The organism is Bordetella muralis (assembly GCF_054781015.1).
The window spans coordinates 705,158-722,141 of the sequence record NZ_BAAGVF010000003.1 but is presented as its reverse complement, the minus strand read 5'-3'; the positions used below and the strand labels follow the sequence as shown (position 1 = coordinate 722,141).

Sequence of the window (16,984 nt, the reverse complement as noted above, 5' to 3'; positions counted from 1 at the left end):
GAACAAGCATCGCAGACTGGCGATGAATGCAAGGGTTTCCCCTAGCCAGCGCCGGCGTACAACGAACAAGATAAAGATGAATCGCACTCTGCCCCAGCTGCAATCGGGCTGTCAAATTATGTTTGGTTAAGTGCGCCTTCGGCGGCGTGAAAGACGAACGTCGGTTTGCGGATCGAACTATTGCCCAATCGGACCGTAGCAGGTGACGTCGATCGGCACCGCATCGCGTTGGTTCTCATGGCGCCCCTTCGGAAAAGCGCAATCCGATGATTCCGATGAACGCCAATCCCAAGAAGAAAACTCGAGGCCAGTTCATCTCGTCCTGAAATACCAACACACCCACAAGAACCAGTCCAATCGTTCCGATACCTGTCCAGATAGCGTAAGCCATTCCGACAGGTAACGAACGCAAGGCCAATGCCAGTAAATAGATGCTGCTCAGCCCGGCTATGACCGCGATGGCGCTCGGTCCCAGCTTGGTCCAACCTGCATTCAACTTGAGACAGAGGCCCATCACAATCTCCAGAGCTGCAGCAAGAAACAAATAAGTCCACGCCATGGCCTCAGCTTCCACTAGCACACAGCCGGTCGGGTGGCTCGGGAAACAGCGTTGGTGGCCAACAGCCCCGCTTGCACGGCTGGCCGCGCGGCGATCTTATCGAGCCACCGCCGGACATGCGGGTAAGGCGTGATGTCCAGCTTCAATTCCTGCCAGGTTCTCAACCAAGAGAACGCTGCAATATCGGCAATGCTGTAGTTGTTCGAGGCGATGAAGGCAGATTCACTGAGACGTGTATCCGTGACTTGGTAAAGACGAAGCGATTGCCGCTGGTACCGCTGTATTGCCTCGGTGTTGCCCGTTTTTGACGCGTGCAAGAACCACCATAGCTGCCCCAGCATCGGCCCGATACCGCCAACCTGGAAATGCAGCCATTGCTGCACGGCAATATTCTCTGCCTCCGTCGTGGGCAGCAAGCAGCCGGTCTTCGATGAAAGATAAGAAAGTATGGCGCCTGACTCGAAAACTGCGAGACCAGCCTTTCGATCAACGATGGCTGGAATCTTGCCGTTCGGGTTGATCTTCAGGAAATCCGGTCGATGTTGATCGCCGCGCTCAAGATCCAGGTCAAACTGCTCATAAGGAAGTCCGGCTTCCTTGAGAAAGATGCTGACCTTCTGCCCATTGGGGGTGTCGGCCGTATAGAACGCCAGATCGCTGGGGTGTGTCATGTCTGTCCTTTTTTACGATTGCAATTACAATAATTGCATTTGCAATCGTAAGGCACGATATCGAGTCGCGCAAGAAGCCCCTCAACAAAGGTAAACCATGACTCTCGAGCATCTACGTCCGGCTGCAGCCACGCAGCAAACCCGGCTGGTCGCAGCTATTTGTCTTGAAAAACTCACTGCGGAAAATGTGGGGCACGCCTGCCTCGCCGCCTCTCCCTACCGCGCCATCCAAGCCTTCGCCCGGACCCTGGAGCGAGACGTAATGACCGAGGGCAAGGTTTGGGTCGTAAATGCCTCGCAAGGGACGTCGGCTCCAGGAGTTCAACCCACCCGCGACGCTGGGACGGGAACGCGCAACATCAGCGCCTGGCCTCTTTGGTTTCGAGACGGGCCTGGCCGCTTCGAGGTGCCGTTGCTGTATCTATTGCGATCCGAATCCGTAGCCGGACTGCGCGCTGCGATATTCGAGGCTGCTGAACATGGCATCCTGTGCAACGACGCCGAGGCAACCTCGTCACGGTGGCCCAAGAGCGTGCAACCTGCCGTTCCGCTCTGGCTTGCCAGTAGCTTGAACTGCATCCCTTACGATCCAGCGTCCGGCCAAGAAACGCTCGCTATTCTGCGTTCCGCCCTACAGACGCTGTACATAGATAACGAGCCGGGATGCTTCTATATGGCCCTGCATGCTGACGACAGTGAAGTGCCAATATCCGCTCAAACCGATGTGCAGGATGCGTACAAGGGGATGTATCGGATCAACGCTGCATCCAGATCGCGTTCCCCAGCTATCCGGTTGCTGGGCGCCGGCAAGGCCTTGGGGACGGTGATCCGGGCGGCCGGTCTTCTCCAAACAGACTGGAACATCCCAAGCGAGGTGTGGAGCTGCCCGAGCTATACGCGCCTGGCACGGGAAGGATACGCGGTGGAGCACTGGAACACGCTCCATCCTCTATCACCGAAGAAGACGCCCTATATCCAGGCTTGCCTGGGGTCTGAGCAATCGCCTGTTCTCGCCGTCACCGGATATGAACGACATATTGCCAGCCAAATCGGCGGCTTTGTCTGCGCTCGATTTGTCGCGATGGGAGCCGACTCTGACCGTGGTGTGAGCAGATCTCCCACGGCTCAGTGGATCGTGGCCACTGCGCTTAAAACGCTCGGCGATGAAGGTACCTTATCGATGCGGCATGCGGAGCAAGCATTGAAGCGATATGCACTGATCTGAAACCTGGCGGCTCTGACGCACTCGCGGCACATTGAATTACTGACCGCGGGCCATGGCGGCAGCTCGGTCCAGACCGTTGGCGAATTTTGCTTGCTCATCCGCGCTGAACTGATTCAGAAAAAGCTCTGCAACGGTGCTTTCGTACACCTTCCACATTTTCTTGCGCAGCGCGCGCCCTTCCTTTGTGATGCTGGCATATGCGGCGCGGCCGTCCTCCGGCGAGCGCGTACGCGTGACCAATCCCTCTTGTTCCAGGCGATCTACCAGCCGTGTCAGGTTGTAGCGTTCTATCGCCAGTGCGTCGGCCAGCTCGTGCATCCGCCGAGTGCCTTGCGGGCCGCTTTCCAGTCCCCACAGTACGTCGTACCAGGCGTAGGCTGGCAACCCGGACGCTGCCAGGCGGCGCTCTACCTCACGGATCATCAAGCGATGGGTACGCACAAACGAAAACCACAGATCCGTTCCGTCCTTCATAGCAGGCTCCTTCATTTTTTTAGTTGCATTTGCAATTGTAGCTGACTTAGAATCTCGGCGAACACGATTGCATTTGCAATTCATAGGCTATCAATCGATGTCTGCGCCACACCAGACTGGCCGGCGCCGGCATCGCTTTAACACGTTGTTTTTTTGGAGGCCCAATATGAATCCCGCCCTCGCCTTGGTCGACGTCGACCCGCTGGAAACTCAAGAATGGCTGCAAGCGCTGGAGGCTGTAGAGGCAGTCGAGGGCCGCTCCCGCACGCATTATCTGATCGACCAGCTCACTGAATTCGATGCATCCAGACATGGCGACCTGCATGAGCGTGTCACCAGTCCCTACGTCAATACCATCCCGAAAGACCGGCAACCTGCCTATCCTGGCGACCTCGACATCGAGCGTCAATTGAACGCCTACATCCGCTGGAATGCAATGGTCATGGTGCTGCGCGCCGGCAAGCATTCCAATGTCGGCGGACACATCGCCACGTACCAGTCGGCCGCCGTGCTCTACGACGTGGGTTTCAATCACTTTTTCCGAGGCCGCACCGAGACTTTCGGCGGCGATATGGTTTACATACAGGGACATTCCGCACCGGGCATCTATGCACGCGCCTACCTGGAAGGACGCATCAACGAAGAACAACTGGACAATTTCCGACGGGAGGCCGGGCGCGACGGCCTATCCTCGTATCCCCACCCGCGCCTGATGCCGGATTTCTGGCAATTCCCCACGGTGTCGATGGGTTTGGGGCCGCTGACCGCTGCCTACCAGGCGAGATTCATGCGGTATCTCGAATACCGCGGGCTGCTGGAGCATCAAGGTCGCAAAGTGTGGGCCTTTCTGGGTGACGGCGAGATGGACCAGCCCGAATCGCTGGCAGCTATCTCGGTCGCCGGGCGGGAACGGCTCGACAACCTGATCTTTGTCGTCAACTGCAATCTGCAACGTTTGGACGGCCCCGTACGAGGCAACAGCAAGATTGTTCAAGAACTCGAAGGCACCTTCCGGGCAGCGGGCTGGAACGTCGTCAAGGTGTTGTGGGGCAGCGGCTGGGACGATCTGCTCAAACGCGATACCAGCGGGCTGCTGCGTCAACGCATGATGGAATGCGTTGACGGTGAGTACCAGACGTTTAAATCTCAGAACGGCGCCTATGTGCGCGAGCATTTCTTCGGCAAGTATCCGCAGCTGCTGGAGTTGGTCGCGCACCTGTCGGACGATGACATCTGGGCGTTGACCCGTGGGGGCCATGATCCGGAGAAAGTACACGCCGCCTACACACAGGCCGTCAGCACCAAAGGCCGTCCGACCGTCGTTCTGGTCAAAACGGTCAAAGGCTTCGGGATGGGCGAGGCCGGCGAAGGCCAGAACGTCAACCATCAGCTGAAGAAGATGAGCGCTGACGCCGTGCGCGCGTTCCGCGATCGATTCTCACTGCCGGTGCCCGATGACCAGCTCGAGGATATGCCCTATCTGAAGCCTGCGCCCGACAGCGAGGAAGCCCGCTATTTCGCGCGACGCCGGGCCGCGCTCGGCGGTCATGTCCCGGCGCGTCACAGCCAGGTTGCCCCTTTGCAGGTCCCGCCGCTCAACGCTTTCGCGACACAATTGAAAGATAGCGGCGAGCGCGGTGTGTCGACCACCATGTCGTTCGTGCGCATCCTGACTACGCTGCTTAAAGACCCTCATCTGGGCAAACTCGTCGTTCCCATCGTGCCCGACGAATCGCGCACCTTCGGCATGGAGGGTCTGTTTCGCCAGATCGGTATCCACTCGTACGTGGGCCAACTCTATACCCCGCAAGATGCCGGCCAATTGAGCTACTACAAGGAGGCCAAGGACGGTCAAATCCTGCAAGAGGGCATTAATGAATCCGGTGCGATTGCGTCATGGATCGCCGCGGGAACGGCCTACAGCAATCATGGCCTAGCGGCCATCCCGTTTTATATCTTCTATTCCATGTTCGGCCTGCAACGCGTAGGGGATTTGGCGTGGGCGGCGGGCGACGCGCGCACGCGGGGGTTCCTGCTGGGCGCCACATCGGGCCGCACTACGCTCATGGGAGAAGGCCTGCAGCACGATGATGGCCATAGCCACGTACTGTCATCGGTGATACCGAATTGCGTGTCGTATGACCCTACCTTTGCCTACGAACTGGCAGTCATCATCCAGGACGGTTTGCGCCGCATGTATGCGGAACAGGAGGATATTTACTACTACATCACCCTGCTCAACGAAAACTATCCGAACCCCGCCCTGCCGCCAGGCAGCGAGGCCGGCATTCTCAGGGGGCTTTACCTGTTGCGCGACGGCGAAAAGCAGGATCCTGCGGCAGAGCCCGCCGGCAAACCACATGTACAACTGATGGGCAGCGGCGCGATCCTGCGCGAAGTCATTGCAGCGAGTGAACTGCTGGAACAGGACTTTGGTATTTCCAGCAATGTCTGGAGCGCGACGAGCCTGACTGAACTGCGCCGTAATGGCATGGCCGCTGAGCGTTGGAATATGCTGCATCCGGAAGACGAGCCGCGCGTTCCGTATGTTCAGCAGTGTCTGCAAGACCGTACTGGTCCTGTCGTGGTCGCAACCGACTATATGAAGATCGTCGGCGACCAGATCCGCCCGTTCATCAAGGATCGCGGCTTCATCAGCCTCGGCACGGACGGCTTCGGCCGCTCGGATACCCGCGAGTCACTGCGTGCTTTTTTCGAGGTGGATCGAACCTTCATCGCCCTGGCCGCCATCAAGGCATGCGTTGACGAGGGACGGCTGCCCCGTGCAAAGATCCGTGAGGCCATGCTACGGTATGGTATCGATGCCGAGAAAATCGATCCCGCGGCCGTCTAATACCGAACGGTGACGGTCCATTTGCCGGCAACCAAAGAGGTGCCGCCTGATCTGCGGCGCCTGGATTGCCGGCGGCTTGATGCTTTGCCTCTGTGCTTGTCTCATTATGCGAGGCCATTATGTCAGATAGCAGCTATCCATCGTCTTCTGCACAGCCGGTATCCCGCCCCATCGCAGCAACCATCGCAGCCGTATTTCATGATGAAAAAATCCTGCTGGTGCGCCGGGCCAATCCTCCCGACGCCGGGAGCTGGGGTTTCCCCGGCGGAAAAATCAAAATCGGCGAAACCATCAAAAACGCCGCCGTTCGCGAACTGCTGGAAGAGACCGGTGTCCGCGCCGAAGCGCACCGCGTCTTCACGGCTGTCGATGTGTTCGGCCGTGACGACAAAGGCGAGCTTCGTCAGCATTTCGTCTTGATTGCTGTGCTCTGCAAGTGGCAATCGGGGATACCGGTCGCCGGAGACGACGCGCTCGAAGCCAGGTGGTTCACTTTGGAAGCGTTGAATGAATGCAAGCTGGCGATGAGCCTTAACGTTGTAGAAGTAGCGCGCCAGGCGGCCGCTGTGTTTGCGCAGGAGATTGCTTGAGCAAGTACAGCGACATGGGCCGTTGTACCCCGGCACAGGAAGGCCATATGACCGCCGTTTACGTGTTAACCAGCGTGTGCCGCGTCCCAACTGGGTGCCATCTTTCGTATCGATGTCACCAGCAAATCTAACAATACCAACGTGGCCGCAGAAGGTTGGCGATTCGCTGCACGAACGACATAGAGCGCGTTACCCACGCCGCTCACCTCGTGACGGTCGAGAACCTGCACCAATGCGCCTTGCCTGATGGCGTCTCTGACAGCGTAGCGTGGCAGCAGGGCCACGCCTAAGCCCGCCGTTGCGGCATTGAACAGAAATTGATAGTCCCCCGATTGGATGAAGGGCTCGCACTGTATTAATTCATGTGCCGCGGCCCTTTGTGACGAAAACTCCAATCTGTGTGGAATATTCAACGGCGCGATCAACTTCGCGTGCTTGATACTTCTCGGTTCTTCCAACGGGTGAACAAGCGAACGTAGATAAGCCGGGGTGCAAAACAACCCCCATTGAATGTCGCATACATGGGTAGCGACGTGGTCCTCCAACGGCGCAGATGTGATGTGAATCGCCAGATCGACCTTTGATGCGACCAGATCGTGAATCTGATCGTTGATGACCAAGCGCAGATTTAATTCCGGGTGAGTTTTGCAAAACTCCAGAATCAAGGGCTTGATATAAAAATGCCCGAGCCCCGTCGGAATACGCATACGGATCTCTCCACTGACGGTTTGGTGGATTTGATCAATCTTCAGTTGAGCACTCCTGAGCTCGTTTAACGCGTGCAGACAATGCTCATAGAGAATGCGGCCGGCCTGTGTGAGTTCCATATACCGGGTCGTTCGACGCAACAATTGCGCGCCATACTCTTTTTCCAGCATGCCTAGGCGTCGGGAAACATTCGATCGAGTCACTCCCGACCGGCTAGCCGCATCGGTGAGATTCTTTGATTCTGCAATCGCAACAAATAACCGAACCAGATTCAAATCCATCGTCGTTCCCCCCAGTCCAGACGGCATCATGCGCCCATTCATTGTTGATTATCAATCACCAGACACGGCTCTGTTTTGAAAGTTCTCAAATTACCTGTGCCCTCTTACTATGGGATTTACAGGCTAAGTCGGTTGGGAATCCAGCAAGGCGGCTCAAGACAAAGGGGGCATACGTGACGTGTGAATCAACACTGGGGTTTACCCCATTATCGGGCTTCAAGGTGCTGGACCTGAGCCAGGGCGTGGCCGGTCCCTACTGCACTCAACTACTCAGCCACCAAGGCGCAGAGGTCATCAAGATAGAGCCGGCCCAAGGCGACTGGGGACGCCACGTAGGCGTCTCGTCAAATGGGCACAGCACCCTGTCCTGCACCTATAACGCCGGCAAGCAAAGTTTCGCGGTCGATGCCAAGCATCCCGAGGGCAAGGCGCTGATTCTGGCACTGGCTAAAACAGCCGATATTGTTGTGCAGAATTTTCGGCCCCAGACCGTGCAACGATTAGGTCTCGATTTTGAATCACTGACGCAGTTGGGCTTAAACCCAGTCTATGTATCGATCAGCGGCTATGGGGCCGACGGTCCGTTTTCGGAGAACCCCGCTACAGACTCCGTGATGCAAGCCGACAGCGGGCTCATGAGCACCAACCGGGATGTGAATGGCAGCCCTCAGCGAGTGGGTTTCTTACTAGCCGACATCGCGACCGGCATCTATGCCGCGCAGGCCTGTACGGCCTCACTATTACAACGCGCTAAAACAGGCAAAGGCGTTCACGTAGAGCTCAATCTATTCAACGTCTGCTGCGCATTGCAATCGACTGCTTTTTCGGAAGAAGTGATTGCCAAGCAAGTGATCAAACAGGCCGTCAGCGCCCCCAACGGAATATTTGACGCTGTGGACGGAAAAATTACCATATTGGCGTTGAACAATGATCAATTTCAACGGATCAGCCAAGCCCTTTCCTTGACGCATTGGGAACAAGATCCCCGCTTTGCAACGAATGAACTTCGCCTTCAACATAAAGCGATCTTGCACACTGAGCTGGCCGACGTCGTGCGGAACTGGAAAGTCGCAGAGCTGGAAACACGCTTCAACCAGCACAGCGTGCTACATGCACGCGTTCGCAACGCCAGTGAAGTATTACAGCACCCGCAGGCCCAGCACCTGTCCACATTTCAAACGTTGCACCAACCCGGCTTTGGCGATGTCTTGATCGCGGCAACACCGTGGCCGGTCCACACGGAAAAAACACCCAAGCCTGCGCCACGTATCGGAGAGCACTCTGCAAAGATCTTGAACGAGATCGGACTCGATAGCACAGCGATAAACAAGCTGGCCACCGAACACGTTATCAAACTGTGACGAGGACAGTCATGCAATCGATCATCTGCCGAGAGTTCGGTTCACCCGCAGACGTCATTTCTGTGCAATCCGTCGACTCGCCGTCCGGCTTGGCCGACGATGAAGTCTTGATCGAAGTTCACCATGCCACGGTCAGCCACGCCACAGGCTTGTTGATAGAGGGGAAATACCAAAAGTCGCCGCCGCTGCCCTTTACCCCGGGAACAGAGGGCGTGGGCTGCGTGTTGCAGTGCGGACAGGCCGTTGAACACATCAAACCTGGCGACACCGCTGTCTTTATTTGCGACTGGGGCGCTTACAGCGAGCAACTAAAGATCCAGGCCTCCACAGTGTATCCGGTACCTGCAGGCCTGCCGCCATTGAATGCGCTGGCGCTGCCGATCTCCTACGGCACGGCGTTCACGGCGCTGCATTGGCGCGCACAGATAAAAGAAGGCGACTCGCTCTTGATACTGGGTGCGGGGTCCGGCGTAGGCGCCGCAGCGGTCGAACTGGCTGCGCAGATTCCAAACGTCAAGGTCATTGCCTGCGCCAGCACAGAGAAAAAGCGCCAAGCGGCCTTGCACAACGGCGCCCACCACGCCGTCGATGCGAGCCAGCTCATTGAACAGGTAAAGGCACTGACAGATGGCAAAGGCGCCACGATCGTGTTCGACCCCGTTGGAGGCGATCTATTGCTGCGTGCCCTGCGCTGTACGGCGCAAAACGGAAAAATCGTGATCATAGGCTTTGCCAGTGGATCGATTCCCAACGTGCCGGCGAATATTCTACTGGTCAAAAACCTCAGTTTGCTTGGCTTCTTTTATGGCCAATACATCGGTTGGACACCAGCGAACGAGCGCAAACATTACGAACGCCCCATGCAAACCATGATGGCGCAGCTGTTTGAAATGGCAGGGAGCGACGCCATCCATCCGGGTATTTCCCGCGTTTATGCGATGCATGAATTGTGCGAAGCACTGGATGCACTGCACGGACGCGAGGTACTGGGAAAGATCGCCCTTAAAATCAAAGGAGACATGACATGACGCACAAGCCAGAGCACACCTATCACCGGCCGCCGCCGCGACGAGCCGCCGTCCAGGCTGTCTTGCTTGCCGGGGCACTGACTTTCTCTCTCACGGCACTGATGGGTATTGCACCGGCGATTGCTGCATCCGACTATCCTCACTCGCCCATCAGGTTGGTTATTCCATACCCGCCTGGCGGGCCTACAGACTTGGTCGGCCGCGTTGCCGCCGCTTCCATGGAAAAGGTCTTAAAGAAACCCATCGTCGTCGAAAACAAACCCGGCGCCAGCGGCATGGTAGGCGCAGCTCAGGTGGCAAAGGCCGCGCCCGATGGGTACACGCTGCTGACAAATGCATCGCTACAAGTGATCAATCCGTCTGTATACGCCAACGTGCCCTACGACTCGTTCAACGACTTTACGCCGATAACCCAGCTCGTAGACGTTCCTTTGGTGTTGGTCGTCAACAGCAAACTTCCGGTATCCAACGTAGCGGAGCTGATTGCTTATCTGAAGAAAACCAAAAGCACCATCAACTTTGGTTCGGCTGGCAACGCGTCTTCGCAGCACTTGTCGGGGGAACTGTTCAAATTAAAAACGGGAATCCCGATGCAGCATGTTCCCTACAAAGGGAGCGCGCCTGCGCTGACCGATTTGATGGGCGGTCAGATTCAGTTGATGTTCGACTCCATGCCGTCCGCGATGCCTTTCATTACAGCGGGCAAACTCAAAGCCCTGGCTGTCACCACGAAAAAACGATCCACCTCTTTACCCAATGTTCCGACCATGCAGGAATCCGGTTTGGACGGCTATGAAACCAGTACCTGGTACGGAATGTGGGCGCCCAGAGACACCCCGCCAGAGATCGTGGCCAAGCTGTCCGAGGCAGCGCAGGAAGTGCTTAAGAAACCAGAAATAGTAGCCCAATACCATCGCATGGGCGCAGAGCCGGTGGGTTCCAGTCCCGAAGCGTTTAAAACGTACATGCGGTCCGAAGAAAAAAAATGGGCGGAGATCGTCAAGCTGTCGGGGGCTCGGGCTGATTGAGAATATGCGTGTTGCATAGACTCATACCTTAACTTATGCGCCAGCCGTCACCTATCGATTGCGCTGGCGCCCCTGCATCACCACCGTATCACGATTGATGGTTTTTGCACGGAAAGAGCCGTCCTTCCATACATTGCGACGGCGGGATCAGCTTCCTGGCCACCATGCGCGAGTCCGCCACTTCGCCAATCTTGACGGCGACGTCAAAACCCTCTTCCACAAAACTGGGCACGCGGTCGCTGAAGTCCGCGTTGACGACAAGTTCGGGGAATTTTTTGGCCATAGAGACGAGCAGCGGCATGATGATTTTTCGGCCCAAACCTACAGGCGCGTGGATCTTGAGCTTTCCTCTGAGGCTCTCCCCATGCGACACCTCCGCCTCCGCGGCTTGCACCTCCAGCAGGATGCTCCGCCAGCGCAGCGCCAATCTCTCTCCATCGTCGGTGAGCGACACGCTCCGGGTAGATCGATTGAGTAGCTTGACGCCGAGCGCTACCTCCAGCCGGCTGACTCCCTTGCTAACGCCGGCGGGGGTCACATTCAAGCGCTGCGCCGCCACAGTGAAACTGCGACTCTCGGCAACCTGCATAAACATCATGGTCTCGCGGAAATGCTCGACCAAAACACCCTCGCTGCGATGCGCCGCGTCAGTCATTGCCTCGTCTCCTGGCTGATTTTTTTATGTGCGTCTATATAACGTGCCGCAACGCATTAGCTGCAATATAACCGGACAATCCAAGACTTTAGGACGCCGATTACCGCATCAGCCCACTCGGCGGATCAGAACTCCCCCGCGCCAGCGTTCGGCTAACCAAGGTACGACGATAAGGAGTCCGGCATTGACCACCTGGATAACAATCGCGGGGATAGGTGTGCTGATCAGGCCTTTCATGAGCGGAACAACCGAGCCCGCCAAGATGAGGTGCAGCACGCCCCCCCACGCTACCAGGAATGCCCACGCGCCATAGCGCAAACCGCCCCTTCCGAAGAGAGTGTGAACCATCCATACTGTCAGCGGCAGGAACAGGAAGATCGCTGTCAGCCAGCCAGGGTTGTAGATCGATCCGGCAACAATACCGCTGATGACATGCGCAACAACGTTCACCAACATCACGCCGTAGACGGCGAGTCCAACCAGGGGATGACGCCGACTCAGCAAGGCCGCGATCGGCGCAGCAAACCAGAACATCGGCACATTGACCGCCGTAAAGAATGCCGGCGGAACGGGGCAATGCGCGGCGTCCTGAAAGCCAAACAGCTGGCACATCGACGTTGGAAACGCGTACGTCCGGCCGAACAGGTCGATCCCATATTCCTCGACGTTATGGATGAGGTAGGCCGTCGCTCCCGCCCATGATAGCCAAGGCAGGTCCCGCCATCGCGAGATAGCTTTATCACTGCGAAGAAGGTCGGACCCGAATAGGAGCAAGAGCAGCGCGGCTGCGCCTATCAATCCTAACCAAGGGAAAGACATATTCAACGGTGATTCCCCGCATAATCTGTGCAGTCAGACCGATGTTACTTAATAAAGTAGAAAAAAGATCGCACTTCATCGGCCTGGGCTCGGACGGCTTTGGCCGTTCGGATACCCGTGAATCACTGTGTACGTTCCCATACGCCGTCGGCCTCGCGATGCCCAGATCGACAGCGTATGGGCGGACCTATGCTGCAGAGGCCTTCTGGACCGCCGCAAACACATCGCGAGCAGACGTCGCGCCCGAAACGTGCTCCGTACCCTTGAGCCCGAGGTCCATTCCTCCGGCATTGACAGCCTCATACATGGTTTCGGCCGGACCAGACTGGCCTTTCGGAATGCCGAGCTGCTCGAATACACCCGCCCACCCGGCCCGCGGAACCGCAACGGCTTTAACGTGTAGCTTCATCACTTCGCCCAATTGCGCAGCCACTTCGTCTGCACTCACCATTGAACCGAGTTCGATGATGCGATGTCCGGACCAAGCCGGTCCGCTCAGAAGCGTTGCGATCTCGGCGCCGATGTCGTTGGTCGCGACCATGGTCGATTTCCGACTTGGCGGGTCATAGAAGACAGGTAGTTCGCCGCCTTGAGCGACGTGCAACCCGTACAAGAAGTTCTCAAAAAAACCCCCTGCTCGCACATAGGCGATCGGCGATGCCAGATCGCGAAAGCTCTGCTCCAGAAGCGACAGCGCCGTGATCAACCCCATCCCGCTGGTTCTGTTTGCGCCCATCGACGAAAGCGCCACGACCCGCGGCACCGGCGCCTTGGTGAGCGCCTGGACATAGTTCGCGATAACGAGCTTGGCTTCCCTGAAATCCGGCGACGGCGCCCAGATGGGGGGCAACATGACAAACGCACCCTCCACGTCCTTGAGCGCCCGCTCAACGGAGGCCGCATCGTTCCAATCGCCATCAACCAGTTCGACGCCTTGCTCAACCCAGCTTGACGCCTTCGAACGGTCGCGGACCAGCGCGCGCACCTTCTTGCCTTGCGTCAGCAGATGGGTTGCGGCTGCACCACCTACTTTTCCCGTAATTCCCATAACTAAAAACATGTGAGTTCTCCTTGATCAGTTCGGTAGCCCAAGGTAACTCGTGCGCTATTATTTGAATACTGGGCATATTCAGAACGGGCCGTGTAGATGAACTTAACAATCGATAGAACCCATCTGGATGGGCTGGTCATGTTTTTGACCGTGGCCGAATGCCGGGGCTTCCGTGCGGCGGCACGGCAGCTCGGAATCACTCCGTCCGCGGTCAGCCAGGCGATACGCAGTCTGGAGAAACGAGTGGGCGCGCCGCTCTTCTCGCGTACGACACGGAGCGTCAGCCTCACCGAGGCTGGCGAACGCCTGCTTGCCCACACGCGCCCGGCTGTCGACATGCTCTCGGCAGGATTGGATGCCGCGAGTGGCTTGGGTGGCGAGATTACCGGCCGGCTGCGCATCAATGCGCCCAGGCCGATTTTGCCGTTGCTGGCGAATCGCTTGCTGCCGGATTTTTTCGATGCCTACCCGAACGTTGAGCTCGAACTGGTGGGCGAAGATCGCCCCATAGACATCGTCGCAGAAGGTTTCGATGCGGGGATACGACTGGGAAATTTCGTGCAGATCGATATGGTCGCGGTATGGTTGACACCACCGGAACGCTTCGTTGTTGTTGGCACCCCCGCGTTATTTCGGAAACATGGCCGGCCGTCGTCTCCCTCCGACCTGCAGAATTTCCGTTGCATACTGCTGCGTCAGTCCGTGCGGGCTCTCGATCATTGGCAATTTGTCGTCGATGGTAAGCGCATCATGGTGGGCGTCGAGGGGCCGCTCGTGATCAACGACATTGAGACCTGCGTTCGCTCAGCGCTCAGAGGTGCCGGGCTCTTTCAAGTGCCGCATTCGCTAGTAATGTCGTATCTTGAAAGCGGAGATCTGCAGGCCGTTCTCGAACCTTATTGCGAAGAGGTTCCCGGTCTTTCCCTTTACTATCCAAGCCGAAATCAGTCACTGCCAAAACTTCGCGCTTTTGTCGATTTCGCCACCCAGCGGATGCGAAGGGCATTCAAACCAGACGATTACCTGCCGAAGCCGATGGCCGGCTGAGGCCCCGGGCGTAATGGGATCTGATCGGCTCGGCATCCTCTGGCGTTGCCGGGTTGTAGACCACCATCGTCGTCGGTTCTGTCAGCCCTCTCATACGCCAAGTCATCCGCAACGCAACCCCCAAGCCAATCGGTTGCAGAAAAAACCGGTCATAGCGATGCAGCATGCTCCGCGATAAATTCTCTGAACCAAAGCTGGGCGGGATGAGCGTCACTGCGTCGATGCCAAATCAGGTCGAATACAACCTCGGGCAATGCCACCGGGGGCGGAAATAACACCAGCCGGCGGCCGGCCGGCGAGTAAAGGGCCACTCGCTTCATGACCGTGGCCGTCATTCTCGTTCGAGCTACGATGGCCGGCACCGCAAACATCTGCGGTAAAGTCAGCGCGATATTGCGCTTCTTGCGCTGTTGCGCCAGCGCCTGATCCACGATCCCGTACAGCTCGCCTTCGGGAGAAACGAGGACGTGAGGCAACTCCAAGTAGTTCTTCATGCTCATCCCGCGCCGAGCCGCCGGATGGCTACTGGCGACGATCGTGACGAATTCGTCTCGAAGTACAGGCCGCGTCAATATCCGACCGTCAGCATGTGTAGGTGGGACACCGATAGCCGCATCGATGACACCTGAATCCAACAAATCGACCGCATGATCTCGGTCGCTGAAAGCATGCACATTCAATGACACGCCTGGTGCCTGACGTTCAAGCGCCTGCATCAATGAAGGCAGCAAGACGAAGGCCGGATAGTCAGACAGCCCCAGCTTGAAAGTCATCGATGCCTTTTCGGGCACGAACTGGGGCTTCTTCACGAGCGTGGATTCGATCTGTCGCAAAGCTTCGGAGATCGGCTCGGACAGATCCCGTGCGCGTGCTGTTGGCAACAGGCCATCGGCGCTGCGCAAAAACAGCGGGTCACCGAAGAGCTTGCGCAACCTCGAAAGCGCCGCACTCATCGCTGGCTGACTCACGCCGACTTGGGTTGCAGCGCGAGTCACATTCCGCTCGCTCATCAAGGCGTCGAAAGCCACCAACAGGTTTAGATCGATGCCATGAAAATTCATACCGTGGATAAAGATATATACGATGTATTTGTTGGACAGATTCTACTGCCGTCCCCAAAATTTCACCATCGTCAGCAAACGGAAATGAAATTGGCAATGAACACCTCCAACACTGATCTCTCCGATCGCCTTCTCACTGAGCGTCAGGCGGTGGAGATTTTCTACCGCGCATTTACCGACAAGAACGCTGACCTCGTGGATAGGGTTCTTGCACCGGACTGGGACGACGTCCCGCTTGCTCCTGGCCAGAGCCCCGGCCCCGACGGCATCAAGCCCATCATCCGCATCGTCCTGCAGGCGTTCCCCGACGTCAGGATCACCATCCACGACATGGTCCAGGAGCCTGGCCGAATCGGTGTGCGCGCGGAGATCAGCGGCACGCATCAAGGTGAGCTCTTCGGTATCGCACCCACGGGAAAAAAGGTCAGCTTCCGCCTCCATGAGTTTCATACGCTCGCGGGCGATCGCATTGCCAAGACCTGGCACATGGAGGACTGGTTCGGTCTGTTCCTCCAACTCGGCCAGTTCCCACCTCAAGCCTGAACCCCTTCGGAGATATCCCGATGAAAGCAGCATTTATCAGCACCTTTGGTGCTCCCGACGTTTTCACTATCGGCGAACGTCCTCTGCGCGCACTCCGGCCCACCGAAGTCAGGGTGCGAGTCGAGGCTGCAGGCGTCAACCCGCTGGACCTGAAGATAATCGCCGGCTACATGCAGCAAGTCTTCCCGGTCGAACTTCCGTATGTGCCGGGCACGGACTTCGGCGGCGTCATTGAGGCCGTCGGCGCACAGGTGTCCAACGTGAAGCCTGGCGACCGCGTGGTCGGACGCACGGCGCCCAGCGAGGGAGGTGCCTTCGCTCACACCTTGATGATTTCCGGTGATGACGTGTGCCTCATCCCAGCAGAAATGAGCGTCGAACAGGCTGCGGCCCTGCCAACCGCTTTTGGCACGGCTCAGCAAGCGCTGTTTAACGTCGGCCAACTGCGGCGTGGGCAGCGCGTGCTGATCCACGCCGCAGCGGGGGGCGTCGGCAGCATGGCCGTCCAACTAGCCCACCAAGCGGGCGCCTATGTCGTCGCCACGGCGTCCGGCAAGAACGTCGATCTGGTCAAGAGCCTGGGCGCAGACGATGTCATCGACTACCGGATGCAGGACTTCGCGAAAACGCGCGACATCGACCTCGTAATTGACACTGTCGGCGGTGACACGCTGACCAAGTCCTGGCCCGTCTTGCGCGCGGGCGGCCGCATCGCAACGCTGGTTGAGTTCGGCATCAAACCGCAAAACGGAAACGCGGGCGATTTCGTGTTTTTCGAAAGCGCAACGCCTTTCCTGCCGCAGGCTACCCGCCTCTTCCAGACGGGGCAGTTGCAGATCATCACCGACTCGATCTTCCCGTTGGACGAGGCGCGCTCGGCGCTGGAGAAAGTGGCTACCGGACATGCACGCGGCAAGGTGCTCATCCGAGTGAGCAGTTGATCCGTGGAGAGCGTTGTGCTGCAAGGATTTCAGGTTGGCGCTGGGGGCGAAGAAAAAATACCATGCCACTTCGGAAGGACTCATCATG

Annotated in this window: 17 protein-coding genes; 9 read left to right on the top strand and 8 right to left on the bottom strand. The window is 57.6% G+C overall.

The genetic code is table 11. The annotated features are described in order from the left end of the window. Nucleotides 1-235 precede the first annotated feature (235 nt). Nucleotides 236-559 carry a DMT family transporter gene (locus ACYVIT_RS08345; RefSeq protein ID WP_415806592.1) on the bottom strand — a complete coding sequence of 108 codons (324 nt, stop codon included), beginning with the start codon at nucleotides 557-559 and terminating at the stop codon, nucleotides 236-238. A 14-nt stretch (nucleotides 560-573) separates the two neighbouring features. Beyond that, nucleotides 574-1,230 carry a glutathione S-transferase family protein gene (locus ACYVIT_RS08340; protein ID WP_415806591.1) on the bottom strand — a complete coding sequence of 219 codons (657 nt, stop codon included), beginning with the start codon at nucleotides 1,228-1,230 and terminating at the stop codon, nucleotides 574-576. A 97-nt stretch (nucleotides 1,231-1,327) separates the two neighbouring features. Here ACYVIT_RS08340 and ACYVIT_RS08335 point away from each other — a divergent pair, with 97 nt between their 5' ends. Beyond that, nucleotides 1,328-2,455 (top strand): transketolase-like TK C-terminal-containing protein, encoded by a 1,128-nt coding sequence (locus tag ACYVIT_RS08335; protein ID WP_415806590.1) that lies wholly within the window; start codon nucleotides 1,328-1,330, stop codon nucleotides 2,453-2,455. Nucleotides 2,456-2,491: 36 nt separating this feature from the next. Here the strand turns inward: ACYVIT_RS08335 and ACYVIT_RS08330 are convergent, their stop codons facing one another. Continuing rightward, a complete protein-coding gene (locus ACYVIT_RS08330; RefSeq protein ID WP_415806589.1) occupies nucleotides 2,492-2,929 on the bottom strand; it encodes a MarR family winged helix-turn-helix transcriptional regulator in 438 nt (145 codons plus the stop codon). A gap of 166 nt (nucleotides 2,930-3,095) precedes the next feature. Here ACYVIT_RS08330 and aceE point away from each other — a divergent pair, with 166 nt between their 5' ends. After that, nucleotides 3,096-5,783 (top strand): pyruvate dehydrogenase (acetyl-transferring), homodimeric type, encoded by a 2,688-nt coding sequence (aceE, locus tag ACYVIT_RS08325; protein WP_415806588.1) that lies wholly within the window; start codon nucleotides 3,096-3,098, stop codon nucleotides 5,781-5,783. A 119-nt stretch (nucleotides 5,784-5,902) separates the two neighbouring features. Continuing rightward, complete coding sequence (locus ACYVIT_RS08320) at nucleotides 5,903-6,373, top strand: NUDIX hydrolase (RefSeq protein WP_415806587.1); 471 nt, start codon at nucleotides 5,903-5,905, stop codon at nucleotides 6,371-6,373. 65 nt (nucleotides 6,374-6,438) lie between these two features. Here the strand turns inward: ACYVIT_RS08320 and ACYVIT_RS08315 are convergent, their stop codons facing one another. Beyond that, entirely contained in the window at nucleotides 6,439-7,362 is a 924-nt protein-coding gene (locus ACYVIT_RS08315) for a LysR family transcriptional regulator (RefSeq protein WP_415806586.1), read from the bottom strand. A gap of 41 nt (nucleotides 7,363-7,403) precedes the next feature. On the opposite strand from ACYVIT_RS08315, the gene ACYVIT_RS08310 reads away from it, so the two are divergent. The 3 genes from ACYVIT_RS08310 to ACYVIT_RS08300 are packed head-to-tail and all read left to right on the top strand — an operon-like array spanning nucleotide 7,404 to nucleotide 10,779. Beyond that, complete coding sequence (locus ACYVIT_RS08310; protein ID WP_415806585.1) at nucleotides 7,404-8,723, top strand: CaiB/BaiF CoA transferase family protein; 1,320 nt, start codon at nucleotides 7,404-7,406, stop codon at nucleotides 8,721-8,723. A gap of 11 nt (nucleotides 8,724-8,734) precedes the next feature. Beyond that, nucleotides 8,735-9,751 carry an NADPH:quinone oxidoreductase family protein gene (locus ACYVIT_RS08305; protein ID WP_415806584.1) on the top strand — a complete coding sequence of 339 codons (1,017 nt, stop codon included), beginning with the start codon at nucleotides 8,735-8,737 and terminating at the stop codon, nucleotides 9,749-9,751. Beyond that, a complete protein-coding gene (locus tag ACYVIT_RS08300; protein WP_415806583.1) occupies nucleotides 9,748-10,779 on the top strand; it encodes a Bug family tripartite tricarboxylate transporter substrate binding protein in 1,032 nt (343 codons plus the stop codon). Before ACYVIT_RS08305 ends, ACYVIT_RS08300 begins: the two co-directional genes overlap by 4 nt. A gap of 88 nt (nucleotides 10,780-10,867) precedes the next feature. Here ACYVIT_RS08300 and ACYVIT_RS08295 read toward each other — a convergent pair whose 3' ends face one another. The 3 genes from ACYVIT_RS08295 to ACYVIT_RS08285 form a co-directional block, all read right to left on the bottom strand. Next, complete coding sequence (locus ACYVIT_RS08295; RefSeq protein WP_415806582.1) at nucleotides 10,868-11,434, bottom strand: LysR family transcriptional regulator; 567 nt, start codon at nucleotides 11,432-11,434, stop codon at nucleotides 10,868-10,870. Nucleotides 11,435-11,542: 108 nt separating this feature from the next. Then, entirely contained in the window at nucleotides 11,543-12,253 is a 711-nt protein-coding gene (locus tag ACYVIT_RS08290) for an HXXEE domain-containing protein (RefSeq protein ID WP_415806581.1), read from the bottom strand. Nucleotides 12,254-12,440: 187 nt separating this feature from the next. Beyond that, nucleotides 12,441-13,313, bottom strand: a complete 873-nt coding sequence (locus ACYVIT_RS08285) for an NmrA family NAD(P)-binding protein (RefSeq protein ID WP_415806580.1) — start codon at nucleotides 13,311-13,313, stop codon at nucleotides 12,441-12,443. A gap of 129 nt (nucleotides 13,314-13,442) precedes the next feature. Here ACYVIT_RS08285 and ACYVIT_RS08280 point away from each other — a divergent pair, with 129 nt between their 5' ends. Then, on the top strand, nucleotides 13,443-14,351 hold the full coding sequence (locus ACYVIT_RS08280) for a LysR family transcriptional regulator (protein WP_415806579.1): 909 nt from the start codon (nucleotides 13,443-13,445) through the stop codon (nucleotides 14,349-14,351). Between the two features lie 149 nt (nucleotides 14,352-14,500). Here the strand turns inward: ACYVIT_RS08280 and ACYVIT_RS08275 are convergent, their stop codons facing one another. Further along, a complete protein-coding gene (locus ACYVIT_RS08275) occupies nucleotides 14,501-15,412 on the bottom strand; it encodes a LysR family transcriptional regulator (RefSeq protein ID WP_415806578.1) in 912 nt (303 codons plus the stop codon). On the opposite strand from ACYVIT_RS08275, the gene ACYVIT_RS08270 reads away from it, so the two are divergent. Both ACYVIT_RS08270 and ACYVIT_RS08265 read left to right on the top strand, forming a co-directional pair. Further along, complete coding sequence (locus ACYVIT_RS08270; RefSeq protein WP_415806577.1) at nucleotides 15,401-15,955, top strand: ester cyclase; 555 nt, start codon at nucleotides 15,401-15,403, stop codon at nucleotides 15,953-15,955. The genes ACYVIT_RS08275 and ACYVIT_RS08270 overlap by 12 nt on opposite strands. Nucleotides 15,956-15,975: 20 nt before the next feature. Beyond that, nucleotides 15,976-16,896 (top strand): NADP-dependent oxidoreductase, encoded by a 921-nt coding sequence (locus ACYVIT_RS08265; RefSeq protein WP_415806576.1) that lies wholly within the window; start codon nucleotides 15,976-15,978, stop codon nucleotides 16,894-16,896. Nucleotides 16,897-16,984 lie beyond the last annotated feature (88 nt).